Genomic DNA, 23,541 nt, shown 5'->3' with positions numbered 1-23,541 from the left:
GACGGGAGCTTGCTAATGAAAGGTATCTTATTCGCAGAACTAGAAGTAGAGATCCCATTCCATGACGTCGATTCTATGGGGATCACTTGGCATGGCAACTACCTACGCTACTTTGAGCTGGTACGCTGTAAACTGCTAGATAAAATCGGCTACGGCTACCGCGCCATGCAGGACTCGGGCTACGTCTGGCCGATTGTCGATGTGCAGATAAAATACGTACAGTCGAGTACCTTCGAGCAGAGGATTATCATCAAGGCGGCACTGGTCGAATGGGAAAACCGACTCAAGATAAACTATCAGGTGGTCGATGCCCAAACCGGTAAGCGAATCACTAAGGGGCACACCATTCAGGCTGCGGTAGATATGCAAACTCAGGAGCTGTGCTTTGTCACGCCTGATGTTTTCCAACAGAAGATTGCTCATCTACTGCCTCAGTCCCCCACTGCCGAGCAAAGCGAATGAAACGTCTCATTCCCCTAACACAAGCTCTAGCACTCGTCCTAGCATTTGCTTTCGTGCCGACGCTGCTGCTCAGCAGCAGTTACGCGCAGGCTGATACACACACCGATTACTCGGAGCTATTTCAGCATGAGGCAAGCAGTGCCGAGCTGACGAGACTAACGGCCCAGCTATCGCCAAGCCCGCAGGCGAAAGGGGATTTCAGCCAATATCGCTACCTCAAGGTGCTTAAGAAGCCGCTAGTGAGTCAGGGGGAGTTTGTCTTTGCTAAAGATCTGGGCGTGATTTGGCAACAGAATACCCCGTTTGCCAGCACTCTGATCTTAAAGGATAAGCAACTTATCCAGATAGATAGCCAAGGCAATATCAACATCAATAACGCCGAGCAAGCAGGCAGTGTCAATCAGATGAGTGAGTTGATGCCAAAGCTGTTAAACGCCCTATTAAGCGGTGACATTAAACAGTTAGAGCAGCATTTTTCCCTCAGCCTACAGCTAGCCCCCAATACTGAAGGACAAGCGACACAACAATGGCAACTAGGGTTAATCCCCACCGACCCATTGCTAGAGAAAGCGATGCCACAGATGGTGTTGGCTGGTAACGAGCAGATCCAAACTCTGGTGCTGTTTAGCCGTAACGGCGATCGCAGCCGTATCGAATTTTCAGCCATCGATGAAAGCCCATTAACGGCAGCAGATAAGCAACGCTTTAGCCCCGCTCCGTTACCTGAACTATCGCCAAATACCGTCCCTCAGAACGAGGGCAAACAGCCATAATGAAGCCGAGCTTTAATCGATTTCTAAGCCACAAGACAGCCAAGTTGAGACTGCTCATTTGGCTAACCCTAATCAGCATTACTTTTGCGACAGGCCTTGTTTTATGGCAAAGCGGCGCTCGAGTACAAAGCGATATTCTCGCCATGCTACCCAAGGTGAGTGAGAGCCCAATGACCCAGCGAGCGATGGCGCAGGTCGAACAGCAGCTGGCGAACCGCATTTACTTAGGCTTCATTAGTGATAACGAGCAGTCGGCAATCGATGCAGCCAAGACAGCAATGGCTAAGCTTAACCAGCCCTCGAAAGACGGGACTCGAGTAAATAATCAAGAAAGTGCCTTTACCGATGTTAGCAGCGCGGATATGGCGCAGGCCGAGGCACTAAACAGTTATTACTTTAAACATAGATTTCAACTACTCACAGATAAGCAGCAACAACTTCTTGAACGGGGGCAATGGCAGCCGCTCACGCAAACCGCGCTCGAAAAGCTCTATAACGCCTTTAGCTATGCTAACAGCGACTTGCTGAGCCATGACCCACTGCTGCTTTACCCTGATAACCTGCTCGCGCTGGCGCCATCACAGCAACTCAACGTTAAGCAAGGAGTGCTGCTCAAGACTATCTCCGCTAAAGCTCCAAACCAGAGCCCTAAATTTGCCGCCATCGTCATGGCTAAAGGCCGTGATAGTGCCTTTAACCCTAACGCACAACAGCTGCAACTCTCGGCACTGACATCGGCATTCGATGCCGTCATGCAGCAAGACAGCAATATTGAGATCGCCAAGGCGGGAGCACTATTTCATGCTATAGCCGCTACCGATAATGCCAAGAAAGAGGTCTCGACTATCGGCGTGATCTCCCTGCTAGGTGTTATTGCTTTGGTCTGGTTTGCGTTTCGATCCTTTATGCCGCTGACAATCGCCTTAGTCACCGTCAGTAGCAGTTTTCTATTTGCAGTGGTTGCCACAACAGCGGTATTTGGTGAGCTACACCTACTGACGCTGGTCTTTGGTACTAGCCTTATCGGGATCTCCATCGACTACTGCTTTCATTACTACTGTGAGCGCTTAAATCACCCAAGCTATAGTAGTGATCGGGTTATCCAACAGATTTTCATCGCCATATCACTGGCGCTGCTGACCAGTGTTATCGCCTACAGTGCCATAGGCCTCGCCCCCTTCCCAGGGATGCAACAGGTCGCGATATTCTGCGCCTCAGGCTTAGCCGGTGCCTACTTAACCTTACTACTGGCCTACCCAATACTTGCCGCTCGTCCTGTGCGTGATGCTAGCCGAGCACTCGATTACGCCAGTCGCTACCAAGGCTTTATGCTTAACCTGATGCCGACAGGTTTGACTAAACGGCTATTGCTCGCGATTGGGACATGCATCTTTATCACCATAGGCTTTACCCAGATAGAGGCTAATGACGATATCCGCCAGCTGCAGCATACACCTACCGACATTCAAGCCGAGGAAGATGAGCTACGCACCCTGCTCAGTGGCGGCACCGACAACCAGTTTCTACTGGTGAGTGGAGATAGCGAGCAGCAGGTTACCAATGAGCTGGCTCAGTTGGAGCCGCTCCTCAAACAAGCTGAGCAAGATAACTTAATCGGTAATCACCTCAGCCTAAGCCGCTTCCTGCCAAGTCAATCGGAGCAACAAGACCACTACCAACTACAGGGGCTGATCTACCTAGAACACCTCGATGAGATCCTTGCCAGCTTAGGCTTAGATCCCAGCATTAAGAGCGCACTCGTAGAGCAATACCAAGCGGCAAAAGAAGATTTCATCACTGCCGATAGCTTATTAAACCATGCAGCGGGCGCAAGCTTAAAGCCGCTATGGCTGTCGCCACCAGAGGGTGAGACAGGTTATGGCGCTATCGTGCTGCTTGGTGGGATCACCCAGTTAGAGACGCTGGCGCAACGCTTCGAAGCTCTCCCTCATGTTCAGCTAGTCGATAAAGTCGGCGATATATCGACGGTCATGGGTCACTATCGCCAGCTCACCTTGGGCTTGTTAGCACTCGCGCTGCTGATCGCAGGCATCATCTTCACCTTTAGATTTGGCCTGAGGCTCGCTGCCGTCGTCGTCGCGGTGCCAGCCCTGTCGGCTCTGCTAACCTTAGCCTGCTTAGGGGTCAGTCATAACCCGTTAACCCTATTTCATGCACTGGCACTGATCTTAGTCTTCGGCATAGGCATCGATTACAGTCTATTTTTTGCCGAGTCGAAACAACAGACTCGCGGGGTGATGATGGCGGTATTTATGTCAGCCATGTCGACCCTGCTTGCCTTTGGCTTGCTTGCCTTTAGCCAAACACCGGCAATTAATGCGTTCGGCCTAACCCTATTACTGGGGATTGACTTTACCTTCTTGCTCTCCCCTTTTATCCAAAATTTTACAAGGAAGTCTACTGATGTCGACTGATCAAGCTGTTCAGTATGAGAGTGAATCTGGTGTAACCGAATCGGTTGATGTGGCCATTATTGGCGCGGGGCCATCGGGTAGCATTGCCGCTAGCTTATTACACGCTCAAGGTAAGAAAGTATTGGTGTTAGAGAAACAACATTTTCCGCGCTTCTCTATCGGTGAGAGTCTACTGCCCTGCTGCATGCAAGTTATCGATGAAGCCAATATGCTTGAAGCGGTCAATCAAGCAGGGTTTCAATTTAAGAATGGTGCCGCTTTTCGTTACCAAGATAAGTACACCACCTTCGATTTTACCGACAAGTTTAGCCAAGGTCCCGGCACAACCTTTCAAGTCGAGCGCGCCAATTTCGATAAACTGCTAGCCGATGAAGCGGTAAAACAAGGAGTCCAGATCCGTTACGGTCACAGGGTCGACTCGATCGATTTAAGCCCTGAACCAAGCCTTGAAGTGAGCAACGACAAAGGCCAAAAGCAGACTGTTAAAGCCAAGTTTGTGCTCGATGCCAGCGGCTTTGGCCGTGTGTTACCTAGACTACTCGACTTAGAAAAGCCCTCGACACTGCCGACGCGGAGCGCCGTATTTAACCATATTCGAGACAAGATCACAGATCCTAACTTTGATCGAAATAAGATCCTGATCAGTGTGCATCCAGATAACCAAGATATCTGGTATTGGCTTATTCCTTTCAGCGATGGCCGTTGCTCGGTCGGCGTTGTCGGTGAGCCAGAGCAACTCACCTCTCTAAGCGGTTACGGTAATAATGGCTTCAGCGATGAGATCGGCAATAGCGACTTAGATTCGATTCTCAAGACCATGATTAACCAAGAGCCGGGACTGCAAAAGTTACTCGCCGATGCCGAGCTGATTAATGAGTCTGCGCTACTCAAAGGCTACTCGGCAAATGTAAAGACACTAGCAACCGATAAGTTCGCCCTGCTGGGGAATGCCGGCGAGTTTCTCGATCCGGTCTTTTCATCGGGTGTGACCATAGCGATGCAGTCTGCATCCATAGCGGCTAACACCTTGCTAAAACAGCTCGATGGCGAGCAGGTCGATTGGCAGCAAGACTATGCCCAACCTCTAATGAAAGGGGTCGACACCTTCAGAACCTATGTCGAGGCTTGGTACAATTGCAGCTTCCAAGAGGCGATCTTCTTCGACAGGCCCGACCCTAAAATCAAGCAGATGATCAGCTCTATTCTCGCGGGCTACGCTTGGGATGAGAACAATCCATTCGTTAGCGAATCGAAACGCCGACTCAATATGGTTGTAGAACTATGTCGAAGTTAAGCAGAAGATTAGCCTTTGCAACTCTATGCCTAGTCATTAGTGCCTGTAGCCAGATACTGCAGCGTCAAACCTGTGTCGAACTGGCGGCCGATGTGAGCTATTGCTTAGCACCTGTCTCCCAGCAAGTCTTAGGGGAGCAGCACACGATAAGTGCAACTCAAAAGGTCAGCATCCAGACTCAAGATAGCCAACACGAGCTGCTTAGTCAGTTAGAGCTTGAGCCACAGCGGCTCACCCTAGTTGGCCTTGCGCCACTTGGGCAGGCACTGTTTACCCTCACCTATGATGGCAACATCTTAATCAGCGAGCAGAGCCAACTACTCGGCGATCAATTCAAGGCGGAGTATCTGTTAGCTATTATGCAACTCATCTATTGGCCCGATGCCAGCGTCAACCAGCATTTACGAGGCGCGAAGATGCAGAGCTATGACTGCGATGCCACTTTGTGTCGCGGGCTCTTTTTTGCTAAAAATGGCACTATTAACTCGGCTGCTGGCAAGCAGCCGATAATAGCCATACGCTATAGCAATATAAGTGAAAACGGCTTAAATAAGAATGGCTCAAATAAGAGTGAGTTAGACAAGTGGCAGACCGATGTTAACCTAAATATTGATGCTGCCAACTTTAAGCTGACCATCAGCCCGTTATAAACCTGATTTAGTGGACATTTTAGTGAACTCAACAACACAAATCGCGATAACCCATCTAGGTTTATGCTGCCCTCTAGGTCAGTCCCAGCAAGTCGTGCTCGATAATCTACTCCAAGCCAGTACCACTGGCATGCAGTGGCGTGACGACCTGCTATTTGAACGTTCAGTACTGGTTGGCCAAGTCAATGCCAAGTTGCCCGAACTCCCATCCGCCTTAAAGCGATTTGATACCCGTAATAACCAACTTACGCTATTGATTGCCCAGCAAATTGAACAAGCCGTTGAGCAAGCGAAGGCACGCTATGGTTGTGGACGGATCGGCATCGTTATCGGCACCAGCACCTCGGGTATTGCCACTGGCGAAACCGCGCTAAGCGAGCTTGAAGCTCATGGTGAGTTTCCAAAAGAGTATGACTATGCCAAGCAAGAACTTGGCGATACCAGCCAATTTTTGCAGGCCTACTTTGAGTTAACTGGTCCTTGCTATACCGTTTCAACCGCTTGCTCCTCTAGCGCCAAAGTCTTTGCCAGCGCCAAGCGTCTTATCGATGCCGATGTTTGCGACATGGTGATTGTCGGTGGTATCGATACCCTGTGTAAGCTTACCCTTAATGGGTTTTACTCCCTCGAATCGATATCTAGCGGTCATTGCCAACCCTTTAGCGTCAATCGTGATGGTATCAATATCGGAGAAGGCGGCGCGCTCTTTACCCTAGAGAGATCAACAGGACAAAATAAGGCGCAAGCAATAATTCTCAGTGGCATAGGTGAATCTAGCGATGCCCACCATATCTCGGCGCCGCACCCCGAAGGCAGAGGCGCAGTCAATGCTATGCAAGCCGCCCTTGATATGGCCAAGCTTAAGCCGGAACAGATCGATTACCTCAACCTACATGGCACTGCGACGCCCAAGAATGATGCCATGGAGAGCCGCGCCGTACACCAAGTGTTTAGCAATAACTTGCCAGCATGCAGCTCAACCAAGTCACTAACCGGCCATACTTTGGGCGCCGCAGGTGCGATAGAAGCGGCATTTTGCTATCTACTGCTCAGTGATTACAATACTCACCAGCAATTGCCACCGCAGGTGTGGGATGGCGAGCAAGATCCTAACGACCCAAGCCTTCCGCTAGTCACCAAAGGGCAACAGGCCAATATTAATCACGTAATGAGTAACTCTTTTGCCTTTGGTGGCAGTAATGCTAGCCTGATCTTGAGCCGTAACTGCTCAAGCAAAGAAGCGCCAAAGAATATAAACAATGACTCAATTGAGACCAACCAAGATGCTTGATGCAACTCCGTGTGATGTCACTAAGCTTGCCGAACAAGAGGTGGAAAAGTTTATCCCTCACCGTCAGCCGATGATCTTAATCAGCCAGCTACTGCACTATAGCCCTGATAGCTTGCTGACCCAGACGGAGATATCGGCCTCAAGTCCTTATTTCGATGCCACTCTCAATGGCGTGCCCAACTATGTAGGCATCGAATATATGGCACAAAGCATCGCGGCACTGGCAGGTGTAGAAGCCCATCTGCGGGCCGACATTATTAGAGTGGGATTCTTGCTGGGAAGCCGCAAGCTGAAGATGCATATCCCAATATTTAAGCTTGGACAAAGCTATCAAACTCGAGTGACTCGCCTCTACCAAGAGGAATCGGGCTTAGCGGTATTTGACTGCCAAATATTGCATAACCAAGAGGTAGTGGCCGAAGCCAATGTGAATGTGTTCCAGCCACAAGATGCCTTAGCCTACATTGCCGAGTCTACTCAGTAATTTATCGATAAAAATACCAAGGTGCAGCGTACCTACTCAGTCATAACTAGCCTCACTGAGGCAACCACAAATATCAGACTAATGGGCGCTACGCAGGGAGCAACAAGATGACGAAAAGAGTATTAATTACCGGTTCAAGCCGCGGAATAGGCAAAGCCATCGCCCTAAAACTTGCCGCTTCAGGCCATGATATTGCGATGCATTTTCATAGCAATCAAACCGCCGCCGATGCCACCAAGACGGAGCTTGAGCAGCTCGGGATTAAGGTCAGCTGTCTGCAGTTTGATATCGCCGACAGAGCCGCGGTCAAACAAGCCATAGAGCAAGACATTGAGCAGCATGGTGCCTATTATGGCGTGGTGCTCAATGCCGGTATCAATGCCGATACCGCCTTCCCTGCGATGACAGAGTCAGAATGGGACAGCGTAGTCCACACCAACCTAGATGGTTTCTATAACGTTATTCATCCGACTGTGATGCCTATGGTACAAAGCCGCCAAGGTGGACGCATCATTACCCTTGCATCGGTATCGGGCATTGCTGGCAATCGTGGTCAGGTCAACTACAGCGCATCTAAGGCGGGGATTATTGGCGCGACTAAGGCGCTCTCCTTAGAGCTCGCTAAACGTAAAATCACCGTAAACTGCATCGCCCCAGGCCTTATCGAGACCGATATGGTTAGCGATATACCAAAAGAGATGGTCAACGATATTGTGCCGATGCGCCGCATGGGTAAGCCGTCTGAGATTGCAGGCCTAGCCAATTACTTAATGTCAGAAGACGCCGCCTATATCACCCGCCAAGTGATCTCGGTAAACGGAGGCATGATATGAGCCAAGCAGCTTTTCCTCGCCGCGTAGTGATCACTGGCGTTGGTGGCATTTCAGCCCTAGGCCATGATTGGCCAAGCATTGCTGAGAGCTTAAAGACGCAGAAGAACTGCGTGGTACGCATGGACGAATGGGACAGGTTTGCCGATCTGCATACCCGCTTAGCAGCGCCTATTACTGACTTCGAAGTACCAAGCCACTACAAGCGTAAGAAGATCCGTTCCATGGGACGGGTGTCGATCATGGCCACCCGTGCTAGTGAACTGGCACTGATAGATGCCAACCTACTCGATGATCCCGTGGTGACATCGGGCGCCATGGGCATAGCTTACGGCTCATCGACGGGCAGTACCGATCCAATTGTGGCATTCGGTGACATGCTTAAAGATGGCGATATGTCGGGTGTTACTGCCACCAGCTATATCCGTATGATGGCACACACCACGGCGGTAAACGTGGGAGTTTTCTTTGGCCTCAAGGGCCGAGTGCACACCACCAGCAGCGCCTGTACCTCAGGTAGCCAAGGGATCGGTTACGCCTATGAGGCGATCAAGTATGGCCAACAAGATCTTATGCTTGCTGGCGGCGGCGAAGAACTGTGTCCAACCGAGGCGGTAGTCTTCGATACCCTATTTGCCACCAGCACTAAGAATGATACGCCAGCGGAGACGCCACGCCCGTTCGACAAGGGGCGCGACGGTCTAGTGATTGGTGAAGGCGCCTGCACGCTAGTGCTAGAGGAACTTGAGCATGCCAAGGCTCGCGGCGCTAAGATCTACGCGGAGATTGTTGGCTTTGGTACCAATGCCGATGGCCTGCATGTAACGCAGCCAAACAGCAGCACCATGGAAACGGCGATTCGCCTGGCCCTGAAAGATGCCAACATAGATGCAGACAAGATTGGCTATGTGAATGCCCACGGCACCGCCACCGATCGCGGCGATATCGCTGAGACACAGGCGACCCATGCGGTATTTGGTGCTGAGCAGCCTATCTCTTCACTCAAAAGCTACACTGGCCATACCCTCGGCGCCTGCGGTGCGCTAGAAGCTTGGGTGAGCATAGAGATGATGAACGAGGGCTGGTTTGCACCGACACTGAATCTGACCGATATCGACCCTGAGTGCGGCGAGCTGGACTACATCAAAGATGAGATCCGCTTGCTTGAAACCGACTATGTGATGAGTAATAACTTCGCCTTTGGCGGCATCAATACCTCACTTATCTTTAAAAAATGGCACTAAATTGCCTTTTCAGATCGCTTTAATATTGTATTTAGCCTGAAGAAATAACAACGCCAAGGAGCATAAACCTCCTTGGCGTTGATTTAATATCTCATTAAGGTATCGCTGTTAATGGATATTGCCTATTGCAATAGCTCTTTCATCATAATCCTGCTCATGACAAGTCTTACAGCTATCAGATGCTCTTAACCAAGGTTTATTATATTTGCCGTCTAAAGAGAAATTACTTGCGTCATCAGACGCCCGTGAAATATCAATCTTAAACATATGTGATTCACTTGGCATATGACAATCGGTACATTTGGCAATAGTCGCATGTGCGACTCCACCACCGTTACCCGGATTAAACTTCTTAGAATGACAATCTGTACATTCTCTAACGATCGCGTTTTCATGCCCTGGTTGCGTTTGGTAATGCTCAGATTTATGAGGGTTGTGACAAGTTGAGCAAGTAAAATCTTTCTTCTTACCCATAGCTTCTCCAGAGTCTGGATCGGTACCAATCATAGTGGTTGCTGCATGCCTGCCGCCTCGGCCATTAAGGCCACCGCCGTTCTTGGCAATACGACCTCCTTGTGTATCTCCACCAAATACTGCGTTTTGCGGCGAAATATAGTCAGGATAGCGTTTTATTGAATCATCAACAGTATGGCATTCACTACAAGCTACAGCCTTGCCGTAACCCATGTCATCACGAAGATAATCTTCTGTAGTACGTGCAGTTGCACGCTTAACAATATTTTGCTTAGATGGCTCTTGAATATGCTCTCCACCCGCACCATGACAACTCTCACATTGCACACCTGTTAACGCGAAAGTACCGCCCATTCCTGGCATGTCATCTTGTCTGTTCAAGTTACGATAATCACCTGTCGCTTCAGTGTAATCTTTCCAGCCAGTTGTATGGCATCGTCCACAGTAATCGTAAGGATGTGCATCAGGGGCATCATTAGGAGCATATGCATACATCATTTCAGCTGTCACTTGATGGCCTTTTGGCACGACAGCTCCCCCGACTTTATCCCCACTAAAGATGTAGCCATTCATATCAACAAACATGGCACTACTCTTATAGCCACCGATCACATAACTGATATCCCCCCAACCAGTTGGCTTACCTAAGGTGTTATCAACTCCCTCTATAAAGTCTAAAATTCCAGAAATAGATGTAAAGGGATAAATAGGCTCCTCACCATTTTCAATTTTAGTAAACTTAAAGTTATGCCCTGTTTCAAAAAAGCTTTTTTTATCAATATGGCAAGAAACACACTTATTAGATCCAACATAAACTAAATTATTTTCAGACACGATTATGGTGATGATTGATTGAGCTGAACCACCATTACCATCTTCGATAGAATACTCGATTATCGTTGTGCCAACTTCTGCAGGCTCAAATAGAATTTGGTTATCACTAATTGTCGCTTGCCCCGTACCCTCTTTGACTTTCACATCAGTGATGACCAATGAATCACCATCAGCATCTGTGTCATTTGCAAGTGCGTCAATTAAGACACTATTACCTAACGTGGTTGCTCCCTCTGTTGGATTAGCAACTGGTGGCGTATTTTCAACCGGCGGTTGAACAGGGTCATCATTATCACTTCCACACGCCACCAGCAAAGAAACCATGCTGGCAAGTAACAGCTTTTTACACGGAAAATTTAAGTCAAAAATATCCATCATCATTCACCCTTTAAGGAATTTTATAATTTGTTTTTTCTTATTTGACTTACACATGCTTAAGCATTTAAGAAAGTAACAGTGAATATAGCAATGTATCCGACTGACTTTTTAAACCTAAACTCTCTACGCAATGTTAGTCACAATTAAACTTAATCACTCGCTGCAGCCGTTAATTCACAAGTCTCCAACTTAATGAGGCACAACTAAGCAATTAAAGCTTAACGAAACCAAAATAGATCAAAGCAAGGAGGGATAAATATGGACTTATTGTCTTTTAAAGTGGTCATTTTCGAACCTAAGGTACAAAGTGTGAACTTGACGACAAATACAAGTTCACATTTTTCCGAATAATGAGATCACGCAAAAAAACACTAAAAGTTAAGTGAATGCTAGGCTCGTCGGAGTCTCTGTCTGAACACTAAAATGCAAACAATTAAGAATAGCTACAAGCCTTAAATTTCGAAGGCGTCAATTGTGTATGTCGTTTAAAAAATCTCATAAAATAGGTTACATCATCAAAACCAAGCTGATATGCAACCTCCTGCACCTGCGAACTACCTATCGCTAAACGTCGTTTAATTTCAAGTATAATGTGTGTATCAATTAACTGTTTAGCTGTTTTACCACAAGCAAGTTTACACAATTGATTCAAAGACTTATATGTAACCCCTAATATTTTAGCATAGTCTTGAGCGTGCCTCGTTTCAGTGTACTTTTGAGTAATCAATATAAGAAAATGATTAAAACGTACAGCTTGAGCTTCGCTTAAGTGCTCCATGCTACTTTTACGCTCTTCGCCAAGCGCGACCAATAAAGATGAAAAAACCAGTTGAGAAAACAGTGAATCACAACTTTGCCTCAATTGTGTTTTTTCAATTTCATACAGAAGTGAACCACAAGTGTCAGCCAGTGCTGGTGACAAATCAAATACTGGTGTATATGAGCTTAAAAAATAAGTAGGCACAAAAAATGGTAATCGAACATTAGTCAAAATAGTATCAAAAAACTCTTCAGTCACATTGATCATTTTTCCTTTTGCCTGACTCGCAATATCAAATGCATGAACCTGATTTTTACTGATAAAAATAAAACTCCCTTGCTTGAAAGAGTGATATTTAAAATCGATAAAATGCCGCCCCTCACCTTCAGTTATATAAATAAAGCAGTAATATTTAAGGCGGTGTGGTTTGGCAGGATCAAAGCTACACTGTGACAACTTCTTATAAAAGTTATCTAAATCTAAAACTTCTAAACCTTCTTTATGACTAGGTGGTGCTCGAAATTCAATTACCGGAACTTTAGCTATTTGCTCTACCATTAAATGACCACCAAACTTTTACTGGCTAAATAAACCAACAATCAATTATCACAATACATTAACCTTACACACCTCACGCTCAGTTTACTGTTAACCATATCAAAGCCATGACCAGCAACCTTGTGACATGACGCAAACATGCAGCTTTAGGCAATTAGAGGGGGCTCTGTATAAATACAATTCTAGATTCTAGATTCTAGGTTTTAGGAAAAGCAGGTTCTAGGAAAGGCTAAGACGAACGGCATACTGCCTTACGGAGCGCTGGGCTTACGGAAAAGATGGGAAAAGCAGGAAAAGCTAAGAAAGAGCACTGGTGATGCTTTTAGCTTTTCCTAGCAGGGCTTTAGCCTGTCCTTGAAGTGCAACGCCCTAGAACCAAAATCCTTTTTTATAACTGATTTTCTTTGTTAATTTTGTGTTCTAGTCATAAGCCGTTAACCATCAAAAAGCAGTATTAGTTAAAACTTATTGAAATTAATCTAATTAAAGGTTTAAATGTGTGTCTAAACTTTAGCCAGTACGATTTTGAGCAGCATAAGCTCCGTCAGTACTCGCTTAATCAAAGATCATAATAAATAGAGGTGGATATGTTAAACACTCAGATTTCAAAATTATCGACTAAGCCTGCAGGCGATCAATGCTGGCAACTGATAGAGGACGGCGCGACCGTGATTGATGTGCGCTCACCGCAAGAGTTTGCCAGCGAGCATCTGCCACAAGCCATAAACGTGCCACTAGATAACTTAGATGCTTGGTTACACAAGGTTGAAAACCGCCAACAAGTATTCGTACTCTATTGTGGCGCAGGTATTCGCGCCCAAAAAGGCTGCGATATATTAAAGGCCAATGGCTTGGAATGCGTAATCAACGGCGGCGCATTAAAAGATCTACTCTGCTGTCAGCCAAAGCGCTAGCGATGAGTTCGTTACAACAATTTTAATAACTCTCTATTCAGAGGTTGAAACTATTCAAAATCAACCTCTAGTTCTATATTTTTTATAGTCTCGATAAAAATTATTAATACTGTTTGGACTAATCTCTAAAGAAATATTTTTTAAAACAACATCATCGAGCTTCCTTTCTACTAGTGCAAACTTAACACCTTTAACAATCTGCATAAACTTTAAACCATTCTTATTTAACTCTCGTTGCACAGACTTAGAAGACATCCCTAGTAAAAACGCGACATTAGCGACAGTGACTTTCAACTCCATGACTAAGCAAGTATTAATAGCCGCCACAACAAGATCAGAAAAAGGCAGTGATAATGACTCCTCATTTTTCGCCTTAGGTAATCTTTCGAAATTATCAATTAAAAACGATACTCCTGTGAAACGGTTAGCGAATTCAATGTTTTTAAAATGTCTACATGAATCAGAATAGTAATCGCTTTCACCACAAAGATGCACAACAAGATCATCACACTCCAAACCTAAATAATAAGGCAAGTAGTCAGAAATAAATGTTAAAAAAATAATTTCATCAAATACAGAATAACCATTAACATTGAGCGTATCCGCAATAAATATATAACAACGTCCATCTTTAACCTCTACCTCCCAGTGAGTGGCAGAAGACATATTATTAAATTCAATAAGCCTAACTAAGTTATCTAAAACACTTAACTCTTGATTAAAAGATGCATAATAATGACTAGATATATTAGCCCTTATAACATCGACTAACTTATTGCAAAAAAACAGATTTTGCTTCTTTAGAAAACTTCTAACGTAACTGGTTAGAATCCAGTCCGTTCTGTTTAACCCTATACTTAACAACTTCTTCTTTACTTCATCTGAATCAGAGATATCTAAAGCAAAATTCAAGTTAGCTACTTTAGTTACTCTTATCTTTCCCATTACTTGAACCCTTACAGTGATAAATATCACACTTGTCTTTTTCTGATACTAAAAATGAAAAAAACAAAAATCTCATTTAAATATCATGACGTGCAATTAAAAAGCGGAAGTGATGAAAATAAAATAAATGAAAAACTATTATTACTCAATCCCCCTTTCTATCGTCTTGTTAAGCGTGCTCTTTACAAGCGTAGCACAGGCCACCCCTTGGAAAGATTTAAGCAGTGAAGCTTTAGAAGCCACACTAGTTAAGAAGTTTGCAGCCGGAAAATACTCACCGAAGGGTGCCGACTCTTGCCTGATGTGTCACCGAAAAAGCGAGAAAGTGATGGCTATCTTCGATGGCGTACACGGACTGCGTAGCAACAACCAATCGCCGATGGCGGGGCTGCAATGTGAAGCCTGCCATGGTCCACAAGGCAATCACAACAAAGGTGGTAAAGAGCCGATGATTAGCTTTGCTTCAGACAGCAAGTTGTCGGCCAATGCGCAAAACACCGTGTGCCAAGGTTGTCATAACGATGCTCAGCAGATGGCCTGGCATAGTTCTACCCACAACCTCGAAGAAATCGCCTGTAGCGATTGTCACCAAGTGCACAGCGCGAACGACCCCGTGATGGACAAGCTGAAGGTTAACGACACCTGCATTTCATGCCACAGCCAAGAAAAAGCCGACATGAACAAGCGCTCATCGCACCCACTGAAGTGGGACCAGATGACCTGTATCGATTGTCACGCTCCCCACGGTTCTATGAATGAAGCTGCGCTAACCAAACCCACCATTAACGACAGTTGTTACAGCTGTCACGCAGAAAAACGCGGGCCGTTCCTGTGGGAGCACTCACCGGTAACTGAAGACTGCATTACCTGTCATAACCCTCACGGCAGCGTCAATGATGATTTGTTAAACCAGCGCGCACCACAGCTATGTCAGCAGTGCCATGCCAACGATGGTCATGCTAGTCGCGTAGTACCAGAGCCAGGTATGGATGCATTTGGTGGCGGTAAGAGCTGTTTGAACTGTCACGGCCAAATTCATGGCTCTAACCATCCTTCAGGCAGCTTGCTGCAACGCTAACGGAGAGCAAGATGAAGTTATTCAAAATGAATGTGATCACGCTGTCGGTAATCGCGGTGTCTAGCTCAGCAGTGGCGGCGGATTTTGGTGTGGGTAATGCCAACACCTCGTCGGTGAACCAGAGCAAGTATGAGTGTAAACGTTGTAGTGATAGCAATGGGTATCAAGGTAGTGTCAGTGTGTCGGTCGGCTACAACGATATCAACGATATTCATGCGGGCAATGCATTTGGTACGGCAGAAGACGGCGTCATAGCTGCCGTCAGTGGTAATGTCCGTTATCAAGATGAGTCAGGGTATCGCGGTCAATTGCAAGCGCATCAGTTAGGCATGGACAACGGCTTTTTAAGTCTGCAAACCGGTAAAACGGGTCTGTATGAGCTGGCGTTTGACTACAGCACGATCAAAACCTACCAAGCGGGTGATGTTGAAAGCCAGTTATGGCACAACAACGGCATGCTGACGCCGAGTATGAGTGTCCATCAGTTTGATTTAGCCCTTGAGCGCGAAAAGATTGGCCTTGGGTTTGATTATGGCCGTGATTTTTACAATGCCTTTGCGCATTACAGCCAAGAAGACAAAACCGGTCATCTGTCGAGCAGTATCCTAACACCCAGCCCAGTGAACTTTGGTTTACCCGTTGATGCCACCACCAAACAGTGGGATGCCGGATTAGCGCTAAATGGTGATAACTGGATAACAGAGCTCAGCTACATGGGCAGTTTCTATGAGAACAACATCAACCACCTAAGCTTACCGCACCTTAAAGATGTGTACTCAGCAAGTCCAGATAATCAAGCGCACCAAGTGTCACTGTCGGGTCAATACCAACTTAATCGTACAGTGATGAGTGGCCGTTTAGTGTCAGGGCGGATGATACAAGACGACGATTTGATTCAGATGAGCGGTAACCCGTTGCAAAACTGGGATGGGCAAGTCGACACCTTAGATGGGCGCTTGGCTGTGACCTCAATGCTGATTAACCGTTTACGACTTGGAGCGAGTGTTGACTACAGCAAGCGCGACAACAAGAGCTCAGTAGCTGAGTTTGCCCAATACAAGTTTAACAGTGTGACGGGTGCGTTTAGGCAAAACACGCCGCGGGATTATGAGCATAACAATTACAAGGTGAATGCCAGTTACCGCATTGCTAGTGGTTACCGTTTACTAGCTGGTTACAACCGTAAGGAAGTGGATCGCAGTTTCAGTGAGCGTGAACAGACCCATGATGACAGCTTATGGATGGAGTTTAATATACGCGCACTAGATAACTTCAACATCAATTTAAAGGCGGAGCATGCCGAACGTGGTGGCTCAAAGTATGAAACAGATGCACTGACTTCATCAGAGCAAAACGCCTTAATGCGCAAATACTACTTAGCCAACCGCACTCGTAATGCGCTGGAGTTGAGAGTGTCTCACTCTCCGCTTAACTGGCTAAGTGTCGATATGAGCACTCGCTATGCCAAAGATGATTACAACGAAACACAAATCGGCTTAACAGAGTCGGAAGACTACGGCTATGACATGAACTTGAGCTTGCAACTGAGTAAGCATGCAAACGCCTATGGCTTTGTGGGACAGCAGTGGATTAATTCCGCACAAGCGAGCAGTCAATTCTTTGCTCAGGCTGATTGGTACAACGACATCGAAGATGAGTTTACCAACATAGGTGTAGGACTAAGTTATGGCGGCTTGATGCAAGAGCAGCTGACATTAGGACTGGACTATTTGTTTAGCAACTCAGTAAGCGACACGTACGTGACGACTGAAGGCACTAGACCTTACGGCGATTACTACAGCTATAACCACAGCGCGAGTGTGTATGCGGACTATGCGCTGAATGAGCAGATGGCGTTGAAGTTGAGCTATCGGTACGAACGTTACTACGACACAGACGCGGCGGTAACGCATATCAACAATATTCCAGGTTTAGTGACCTTGGGTGACATCAATCATAACTATAACGCACACCAAGTGATGTTGTCGTTTAGCTACAAATTGCGTTAATCGCAAGCAGTGAACTACGAGGATAGAGGTATGGAACGTAGAAGTTTTTTGAAATCGAGTGCGGCACTGGGTTGTGCAGCAACAATAACTGGCTGTAAAACCAGCTCTGATGATGCCAATGTGAATCCACCAGAGCCACCAGTCCCGGCGGTCACTACTGGCTGGCAGGCCTGTTTTGTTAACTGCGGCTCAAATTGTCCGGTAAAATTTACCGTTGTTGATGGCGTAGTCACCCAATTAGAAACCGATAACGTCGATATAGACAGTTACGAAAATCGCCAAATTCGCGCCTGTCCTCGCGGTCGATCACTGCGTCAGCGAATTTATGCTGATAACCGTATTAAATACCCAATGAAACGCGTAGGACCACGTGGTAGCGGTGAGTACATTCAGATATCTTGGCAGCAAGCCATTGCAGAGATCTATGAAAACCTTTCAGAGATCTATTCAGATCCTGAAGCGGGTCCTGAGTCGATTCTATTTCCGGTATCAAGTGGCACCTCAGGAATGAAAACCAGTGGCACCCATATTTGGAAACGCCTATTCCATCTTCTAGGTGGCTACTTAAATATTCATGGTTCATATAGTACCCACCAAATTGATACTGCAACCCTGTATACCTATGGTGTTGGCAGCGTAATCCTCAATGGATTAGAAAGCTCTACACAAGAGATACGCAATTCAGACTTAGTGGTATGTTTTGGTTATAACCCACAAGAAACCTTCATGAGTGGCGGTGGTGTGGCTTATGAATGGAGTGAAGCATTAAGCCAAACCCAAGCTGAAGTGATCATGATTGATCCTCGCTATACAGAATCTGCCGGTGGTAAAGAAAATACTTGGCTGCCTATTCTACCGGGAACCGATGCCGCCCTCGTTGAGGCGCTAATCTATGAGCTCATTCAGCTCAATGCCGTAGATGATGCATTCTTAAAAGGCTACGTTGTTGGTTGGACGGAAGATACTTTACCTGACTCAGCAAAAGGACAGCAGCTAAGCTATAAAGACTACATATTAGGTAATAGTAGCGATAACACGGTAAAAGATGCCCAGTATGCTGAAGCGATCACTGGGATTTCACAGCAACAGATCAAAGATCTAGCCTCTAAACTTGCCAATGCCAGTGCCCCATTTATTCAAATGGGCTGGGGCTTACAAAGACAAGCTAATGGCGAAAACAACGCCCGAGCCATTTATACCTTAATCGCGGTATTGGGCAAATTTGGCCTACCAGGAACCTCTAGTGGAGTCGGAGCTAAAAACCACACCCATGCTTTTGTGACACCAGGAATACCAAGCTTAAAAAACCCTGTCACTAAGTCTATCCCAGCATTTACTTGGACAGATGCGATTGCCAATGATCTCAGCAAAGAGCCGATGACAGCATTAACACATGATGTGATTGATTCAAGCGCGGCGGATCCTGAGCAAGTTAAGCTTGATAAAAACTTGCGAGCAATTATTGTTGCTGGCAGTAATATGCCAGGCTCCCAACATGCGGATATTAACCGTACTCAACAACTTTTAGCCGATCCAAATAGCAGCGTTAAGTTTGTCTTAGTCTCTGAAATTTATATGACACCATCGGCAAAGATGGCGGACATCATCCTACCTGAAGTCACTCAATTTGAAACCAATGATATCGTTTGTGATGGCTGGCATTCTGGCGATCTTGCCAATATCTTAATCACACAGAAAGCCATTGAGCCTATGTATGAAGCAAAAACAACTTATGATATTTGCACAATGATTGCGGAGCGTTTTGGTAAAGGAGAACAATTTACTGAAGGACGAACCAAAGAGGAATGGTTGAAGCATTTATGGGCGACACCGATGAATGCGCTTGGCCTTCCTGACTATGACACCGCCAAGACTCAAGGTATTTTCAAGCATTACAACGGCTCTACACCTCCAGGCTTACAAGCGTTTAGGCAAGATCCTATTGCAAATAAGCTGAATACTCCATCGGGTAAAATAGAGATCTACTCAGAGTCTCTTGTAAATAAAACCAAAAACTGGATCTTGCCTGAAGGTGAGGAAATCAGTGCTATTCCTAAATTTGCAAATCACTGGGAAGGCGCCACTGAAGATAATACTGATTACCCATTCCAAGTGGCTTCATACCACACCAAAGGACGAGTGCACTCTAGTTTCCATAGCCATTCTATGCTGCGCCATGCAGTACAAGACTGTGTTTGGTTAAACCCTATCGATGCTAGAGAGCTTCAGCTAAGCAATAAGCAACTGGCAAAAATTGCGAGTCCACGCGGTGAAATCGTATTACCAGTCAGAATCACTTCACGTGTTAGGCCTAAAGTCATTGCGCTATCTCAAGGAGCATGGCGAACCGCCACTGAAGTCAATGAAGTGGATTATGGCGGAAGTATTAACGTGCTCACTTCCACTCGCCCAAGTTTAATTGCCAAAGGCTGCACATCAGCAACCTTACGTGTAAAGCTCACTGCAGCATAGAGAGAGTAAAAAATGACAAATAAACAATATGGATTCCTATTTGATGCCTCTAAGTGCAGTGGCTGTAAAGCATGCCATATCGCCTGCCAAGACAAGTTCAATGTAATCGACACAATCAAGCCACGTCGCGTGTATGAATATGCCGGTGGTAACTTCGATTTAGACGGTAAAGTTGTACATAGTAACGATGTTTTTTCTTACTACACCTCAATTGGATGTAATCACTGCTCGCATCCAGTGTGTGTAAAAGCCTGTCCAACGGGGGCGTGCCATAAAGAAAGGGCTACTGGCATTGTAAAAATTGAATCTAGCTTATGTGTTGGTTGTAAAAGCTGTGCAAGAGCATGCCCTTATGACGCCCCTCAATTTGATCAGCAGCGTGGCTATATGATCAAATGTGATGGCTGTATTGATCGTGTCGCCGAAGGTAAACAACCAATATGCGTGGAATCATGTACGATGCGAGCATTGCAGTTCGGTGAAATCAGTGAGCTCAAGCAGAAGTATCCAATGGCAAAAATCGCCAATGTAGCTCCTCTGCCTTCAAGTGATATCACCCAGCCAAATCTGCTGATAATAGAAAATAAAAACTCAAAATCTTCAGGTTCTTCTGAAGGGCAACTGGTCAATGAGTTTGAGGTCTAAATAGACCTAACCCCCTACTCAAACAACGCTTAGGTAGTTAACTGCTATCTAAGCGTCTTTCCTATTTGAAGACTTGCCCTTGCTGACATAAAGCCCAGAAAAGCTGGCACATAGCAAATCATTGCAATAGAGTTCCACATCTAAGCGCACTTTGACTCGACGGCCTAAGGCCAATTTTGATAAATCGCAATCAGGCCAATTAACCCTAGCGACTGGGCGACAGTCAATTGGGGCGATATAACGCACATTGGCATCAGCTAATACGATATCGCCCTCTTGCTCTGCCAGTTTCTGCTGCAACCACAACATGCCCCAGCCAGTTAAGGTCATTAGCGTATAGATACTGCCTGCAAACATGGTGTTGTGCAGGTTGATATTGGGCTCAATTGGCGCAGAGACTTCGAAAGTATCCCCATCAAATGCCAAGGGCGCTATCTGCATAAACTCACTTACAGGTATAGTTTGATGCCAAGTCTGTTGCAGCTGCTTTAGCAAGTTTTGATAGTTTAAATCAGACATCTGCTTTCCTAATACTAGCCTTTACAACCCCTGAGCACGCAGTAAAGCTCTAGACTTGCAGGTTAAAGGTTACCGGACCATCATTCACTAAAGACACTTTCATGTCTGCGGCAAATTGACCAGTTTGAGTGTTCACCCCTTTTGATTTACAGAAATCGACAAATGCCTCATAGAGTTCACGCGCTTGATCTGGCGTACCCGCACCGGAGAAACTTGGACGCAATCCTCGGCCAGTATCGGCAGCTAAGGTAAACTGCGATACCACTAATAGACTGCCACCCGCCTGTTCAAGGTTAAGGTTCATCTTGCCATTTTCATCGGAAAACACACGGTAGCTCATCACCTTGGTGGCCAGTTTTTGCATCTTCTCAATGTTATCCTCGCGCTCGACACCGAGTAATACCAACAGGCCTTTATCTATCTCACCGATAGTCGTGCCATCAACGACAACTTTTGCTTCACTCACACGTTGAATTAGGGCAATCACGTACAACACTCTCCGATTAAAACAATAAATACTTAAAAAAAGGACCTAGACCCTAGGGCGCTGCGCTTTAACACAAGGTACTAGGTTCTAGGACGCTTCGCTTCTAGGACGGGCTACGCCCTGCTAGGAACAGCAAAATTGATGGGCTAAAGCCCAACCTACAGAAGAGAGTATGCTTTATCGGCTTTGCCTTTCCTAGAACCTAGCTCTTTCTTAGCTTTTCCTAGCACCTAGGGCCTAGGACCTTTCTTAGCTTTTCCCATATTTTCCGTAAGCGCAGCGTTCCGTAAGTGACGTAGTCACGTCCGCAAGGCCGCAGGCCGTTCGTCTTAGCTTTTCCCGCTTTTCCGTCTTAGCTGTTCCTAGCACCTAGAACCTTTCTTTGCCTTTCCTAGGGCCTGCTTTTCCTAGAACCTTCTTTATATCGACTGAATATTCTGCATCACAGGTATTGGCTTAATCACGTCTTCAGAACCTTCGGGGAGCGACTCGCCGATCTGGCGTAAACCTTCATCTATCCATAGGATAAATCGACGGATCTCCTCCATGGTGATGGTGTCGACAAATGTTGCCGCCCCTTGCACCTGGATCACCGCACCTTGATCGCGGATAACAAACTTGGCGAAATTAAGCTTTTGGTTCAAGGTTCCGATCATCAGTAGCATCTCTTTACTACCCACATACTTAGGGTGAATGGCATAGAAGCGATTCATCATGATGCGATCGATACCATCAGGGTTGATGCTCGGCTGCAGAATAAACTGGCTGTTATCAAAATTGACCGCCACACCATTAGGCCCTGCACGCGATGCCAAATAACTCTTATTTAACAGTGCTTCGAGCAATTTAGTCGTGGCTTCTTCGTTAGACAGACCACCTAAATCCACACTGTCAAGCGCTTTGACAGCAACTTCTGCCTCTGCTGCTTTTTCGGTTGAAGCGCAAGCCGTTAGGCCGATAGTTAAGCCGATAGTTAAGCCTGCAACAATCAGTTTTTTCATAGCGTCTATGTTTCCTTGTTTATTGTTTGGCCATTTCCCGTATGGCATCCATTACCGCTCTGGCCATCTTAACATCGGCCAAAGCATGATACCCACCTTTAATCTCTGTCACCTCGATCAACTGGCTCGCCCTACCTTTAAAGAAGTTTTGCAGTACTTTAAATGGGCAGACCCAGTCCATCTCACCTTGCAGTACACGCGTTTGACATTGGATCAAAGGCAATTGAACGATGAGTTTTTCAAATGCACCAAAGTAATCATTAGCAACATAATAAAGCTCAATGCTTGCTAGAGACTGACTGAAGGGCGAATTAATCTCACCTAACATACAGCCAGGATAGGCCAAGGCCATCTCCCAGCTAATCCAGCGCTCTGTCGCAGAATAGCGAACGTCTTGGCACTCATCTTCCAATCTGGAACGATAACTAGTGAGTAAAGCCGTTAACTCTTGTGGCTGTACACCATAAGCAAAGGCTCGATATTCCTCTTTGAACAAGCGAGCCGCGCCGCGATTACCGTAGAGCCACTCGATACCCGCGGGGCTGGGAACAAACAGCCCCCATAATACCTGTGAGATCACCCGGTTTGGGTAGTAGGCGGAATATAACAAGGCTAAGGTGGCACCAAATGAGCCCCCCGCCAGCATCCATTGAGGAACATTAAGCCAGCAGCGAACTCGCTCGATATCGGCCAGTAAATTGGAGAGGTTATTATGCTTAAGCTCCCCCCGAGGGCGTGAACGCCCCGCACCACGCTGATCGACAAAAATCACCTGATAGATAGACAGGTCGAAAAGCTTCAGCTCTTCGACGCTACAACCCGCACCTGGGCCACCGTGCAGATATAGCAAGGGGATCCCCTTGGGATTACCATACAGTGCCACGTGCAGTTGATGACCACCGCCAACATCGATCCAGGTTCGATGGAAGGCTTTGGGCTGCGCGATAGGCATTAGTCCTGCTTATCCCTATCGACAGACTTGCCCTGCTTATCAAGGCTAGGCT

General features: G+C 46.4%; 21 protein-coding genes. 14 read left to right on the top strand and 7 right to left on the bottom strand.

Annotated features, from left to right (window positions below):
• Window positions 1-15: 15 nt before the first annotated feature.
• The 9 genes from L1D44_RS06715 (at window position 16) to L1D44_RS06675 (ending at window position 9,463) form a co-directional block, all read left to right on the top strand.
• On the top strand, window positions 16-462 hold the full coding sequence (locus tag L1D44_RS06715; protein ID WP_239889434.1) for an acyl-CoA thioesterase: 447 nt from the start codon (window positions 16-18) through the stop codon (window positions 460-462).
• Entirely contained in the window at window positions 459-1,235 is a 777-nt protein-coding gene (locus L1D44_RS06710) for an outer membrane lipoprotein carrier protein LolA (protein WP_239889433.1), read from the top strand. Before L1D44_RS06715 ends, L1D44_RS06710 begins: the two co-directional genes overlap by 4 nt.
• Entirely contained in the window at window positions 1,235-3,670 is a 2,436-nt protein-coding gene (locus tag L1D44_RS06705) for an MMPL family transporter (RefSeq protein WP_239889432.1), read from the top strand. Before L1D44_RS06710 ends, L1D44_RS06705 begins: the two co-directional genes overlap by 1 nt.
• Window positions 3,660-4,964 carry an NAD(P)/FAD-dependent oxidoreductase gene (locus tag L1D44_RS06700; RefSeq protein ID WP_239889431.1) on the top strand — a complete coding sequence of 435 codons (1,305 nt, stop codon included), beginning with the start codon at window positions 3,660-3,662 and terminating at the stop codon, window positions 4,962-4,964. The genes L1D44_RS06705 and L1D44_RS06700 overlap by 11 nt, the downstream gene beginning before the upstream one ends.
• On the top strand, window positions 4,952-5,614 hold the full coding sequence (locus L1D44_RS06695) for a DUF3261 domain-containing protein (protein ID WP_239889430.1): 663 nt from the start codon (window positions 4,952-4,954) through the stop codon (window positions 5,612-5,614). Before L1D44_RS06700 ends, L1D44_RS06695 begins: the two co-directional genes overlap by 13 nt.
• A 22-nt stretch (window positions 5,615-5,636) precedes the next feature.
• On the top strand, window positions 5,637-6,905 hold the full coding sequence (locus L1D44_RS06690) for a beta-ketoacyl-[acyl-carrier-protein] synthase family protein (protein WP_239889429.1): 1,269 nt from the start codon (window positions 5,637-5,639) through the stop codon (window positions 6,903-6,905).
• Window positions 6,874-7,389, top strand: coding sequence for a hotdog family protein (locus L1D44_RS06685; RefSeq protein WP_239889428.1), 516 nt, complete (start codon window positions 6,874-6,876; stop codon window positions 7,387-7,389). The genes L1D44_RS06690 and L1D44_RS06685 overlap by 32 nt, the downstream gene beginning before the upstream one ends.
• Before the next feature lie 107 nt (window positions 7,390-7,496).
• Window positions 7,497-8,222 (top strand): 3-ketoacyl-ACP reductase FabG2, encoded by a 726-nt coding sequence (locus tag L1D44_RS06680; RefSeq protein WP_239889427.1) that lies wholly within the window; start codon window positions 7,497-7,499, stop codon window positions 8,220-8,222.
• A complete protein-coding gene (locus L1D44_RS06675; protein WP_239889426.1) occupies window positions 8,219-9,463 on the top strand; it encodes a beta-ketoacyl-ACP synthase in 1,245 nt (414 codons plus the stop codon). Before L1D44_RS06680 ends, L1D44_RS06675 begins: the two co-directional genes overlap by 4 nt.
• Window positions 9,464-9,571: 108 nt before the next feature.
• Here L1D44_RS06675 and L1D44_RS06670 read toward each other — a convergent pair whose 3' ends face one another.
• Window positions 9,572-11,152 carry an Ig-like domain-containing protein gene (locus L1D44_RS06670; RefSeq protein WP_239889425.1) on the bottom strand — a complete coding sequence of 527 codons (1,581 nt, stop codon included), beginning with the start codon at window positions 11,150-11,152 and terminating at the stop codon, window positions 9,572-9,574.
• 430 nt (window positions 11,153-11,582) lie between these two features.
• A complete protein-coding gene (locus L1D44_RS06665) occupies window positions 11,583-12,467 on the bottom strand; it encodes a helix-turn-helix transcriptional regulator (RefSeq protein ID WP_239889424.1) in 885 nt (294 codons plus the stop codon).
• Window positions 12,468-13,054: 587 nt separating this feature from the next.
• Here L1D44_RS06665 and L1D44_RS06660 point away from each other — a divergent pair.
• A complete protein-coding gene (locus L1D44_RS06660) occupies window positions 13,055-13,381 on the top strand; it encodes a rhodanese-like domain-containing protein (RefSeq protein WP_239889423.1) in 327 nt (108 codons plus the stop codon).
• A 60-nt stretch (window positions 13,382-13,441) separates the two neighbouring features.
• Here the strand turns inward: L1D44_RS06660 and L1D44_RS06655 are convergent, their stop codons facing one another.
• Entirely contained in the window at window positions 13,442-14,326 is an 885-nt protein-coding gene (locus tag L1D44_RS06655) for a hypothetical protein (RefSeq protein ID WP_239889422.1), read from the bottom strand.
• 127 nt (window positions 14,327-14,453) lie between these two features.
• Here L1D44_RS06655 and L1D44_RS06650 point away from each other — a divergent pair, with 127 nt between their 5' ends.
• Genes L1D44_RS06650 through L1D44_RS06635 form a run of 4 tightly spaced genes read left to right on the top strand, consistent with a single transcriptional unit; the run spans window position 14,454 to window position 20,530 of the window.
• Window positions 14,454-15,404 (top strand): DmsE family decaheme c-type cytochrome, encoded by a 951-nt coding sequence (locus L1D44_RS06650; protein WP_239889421.1) that lies wholly within the window; start codon window positions 14,454-14,456, stop codon window positions 15,402-15,404.
• Window positions 15,405-15,415: 11 nt separating this feature from the next.
• A complete protein-coding gene (locus L1D44_RS06645; RefSeq protein WP_239889420.1) occupies window positions 15,416-17,413 on the top strand; it encodes an MtrB/PioB family decaheme-associated outer membrane protein in 1,998 nt (665 codons plus the stop codon).
• Window positions 17,414-17,443: 30 nt separating this feature from the next.
• Window positions 17,444-19,885, top strand: a complete 2,442-nt coding sequence (locus L1D44_RS06640; RefSeq protein WP_239889419.1) for a DMSO/selenate family reductase complex A subunit — start codon at window positions 17,444-17,446, stop codon at window positions 19,883-19,885.
• A gap of 12 nt (window positions 19,886-19,897) precedes the next feature.
• The gene (locus L1D44_RS06635; RefSeq protein WP_239889418.1) at window positions 19,898-20,530 is read left to right on the top strand and encodes a DMSO/selenate family reductase complex B subunit; all 633 of its coding nucleotides are present in this window, start codon (window positions 19,898-19,900) and stop codon (window positions 20,528-20,530) included.
• Window positions 20,531-20,578: 48 nt separating this feature from the next.
• On the opposite strand, the gene L1D44_RS06630 is transcribed toward L1D44_RS06635, so the two are convergent.
• From L1D44_RS06630 to L1D44_RS06615, 4 genes are all read right to left on the bottom strand, one after another.
• Window positions 20,579-21,049, bottom strand: coding sequence for a thioesterase domain-containing protein (locus L1D44_RS06630; RefSeq protein ID WP_239889417.1), 471 nt, complete (start codon window positions 21,047-21,049; stop codon window positions 20,579-20,581).
• A gap of 49 nt (window positions 21,050-21,098) precedes the next feature.
• The gene (gene dtd / locus L1D44_RS06625; RefSeq protein ID WP_239889416.1) at window positions 21,099-21,536 is read right to left on the bottom strand and encodes a D-aminoacyl-tRNA deacylase; all 438 of its coding nucleotides are present in this window, start codon (window positions 21,534-21,536) and stop codon (window positions 21,099-21,101) included.
• 419 nt (window positions 21,537-21,955) lie between these two features.
• Window positions 21,956-22,537 carry a hypothetical protein gene (locus L1D44_RS06620; RefSeq protein ID WP_239889415.1) on the bottom strand — a complete coding sequence of 194 codons (582 nt, stop codon included), beginning with the start codon at window positions 22,535-22,537 and terminating at the stop codon, window positions 21,956-21,958.
• Between the two features lie 19 nt (window positions 22,538-22,556).
• Window positions 22,557-23,489 carry an alpha/beta fold hydrolase gene (locus tag L1D44_RS06615; RefSeq protein WP_239889414.1) on the bottom strand — a complete coding sequence of 311 codons (933 nt, stop codon included), beginning with the start codon at window positions 23,487-23,489 and terminating at the stop codon, window positions 22,557-22,559.
• Window positions 23,490-23,541 lie beyond the last annotated feature (52 nt).

It is taken from the genome of Shewanella sp. Isolate13, from assembly GCF_022398325.1.
In the GTDB taxonomy this organism is placed as follows: domain Bacteria; phylum Pseudomonadota; class Gammaproteobacteria; order Enterobacterales; family Shewanellaceae; genus Shewanella.
The sequence above is the reverse complement of the archived record's forward strand: the minus strand, read 5'-3'. Positions and strand labels throughout refer to the sequence as shown.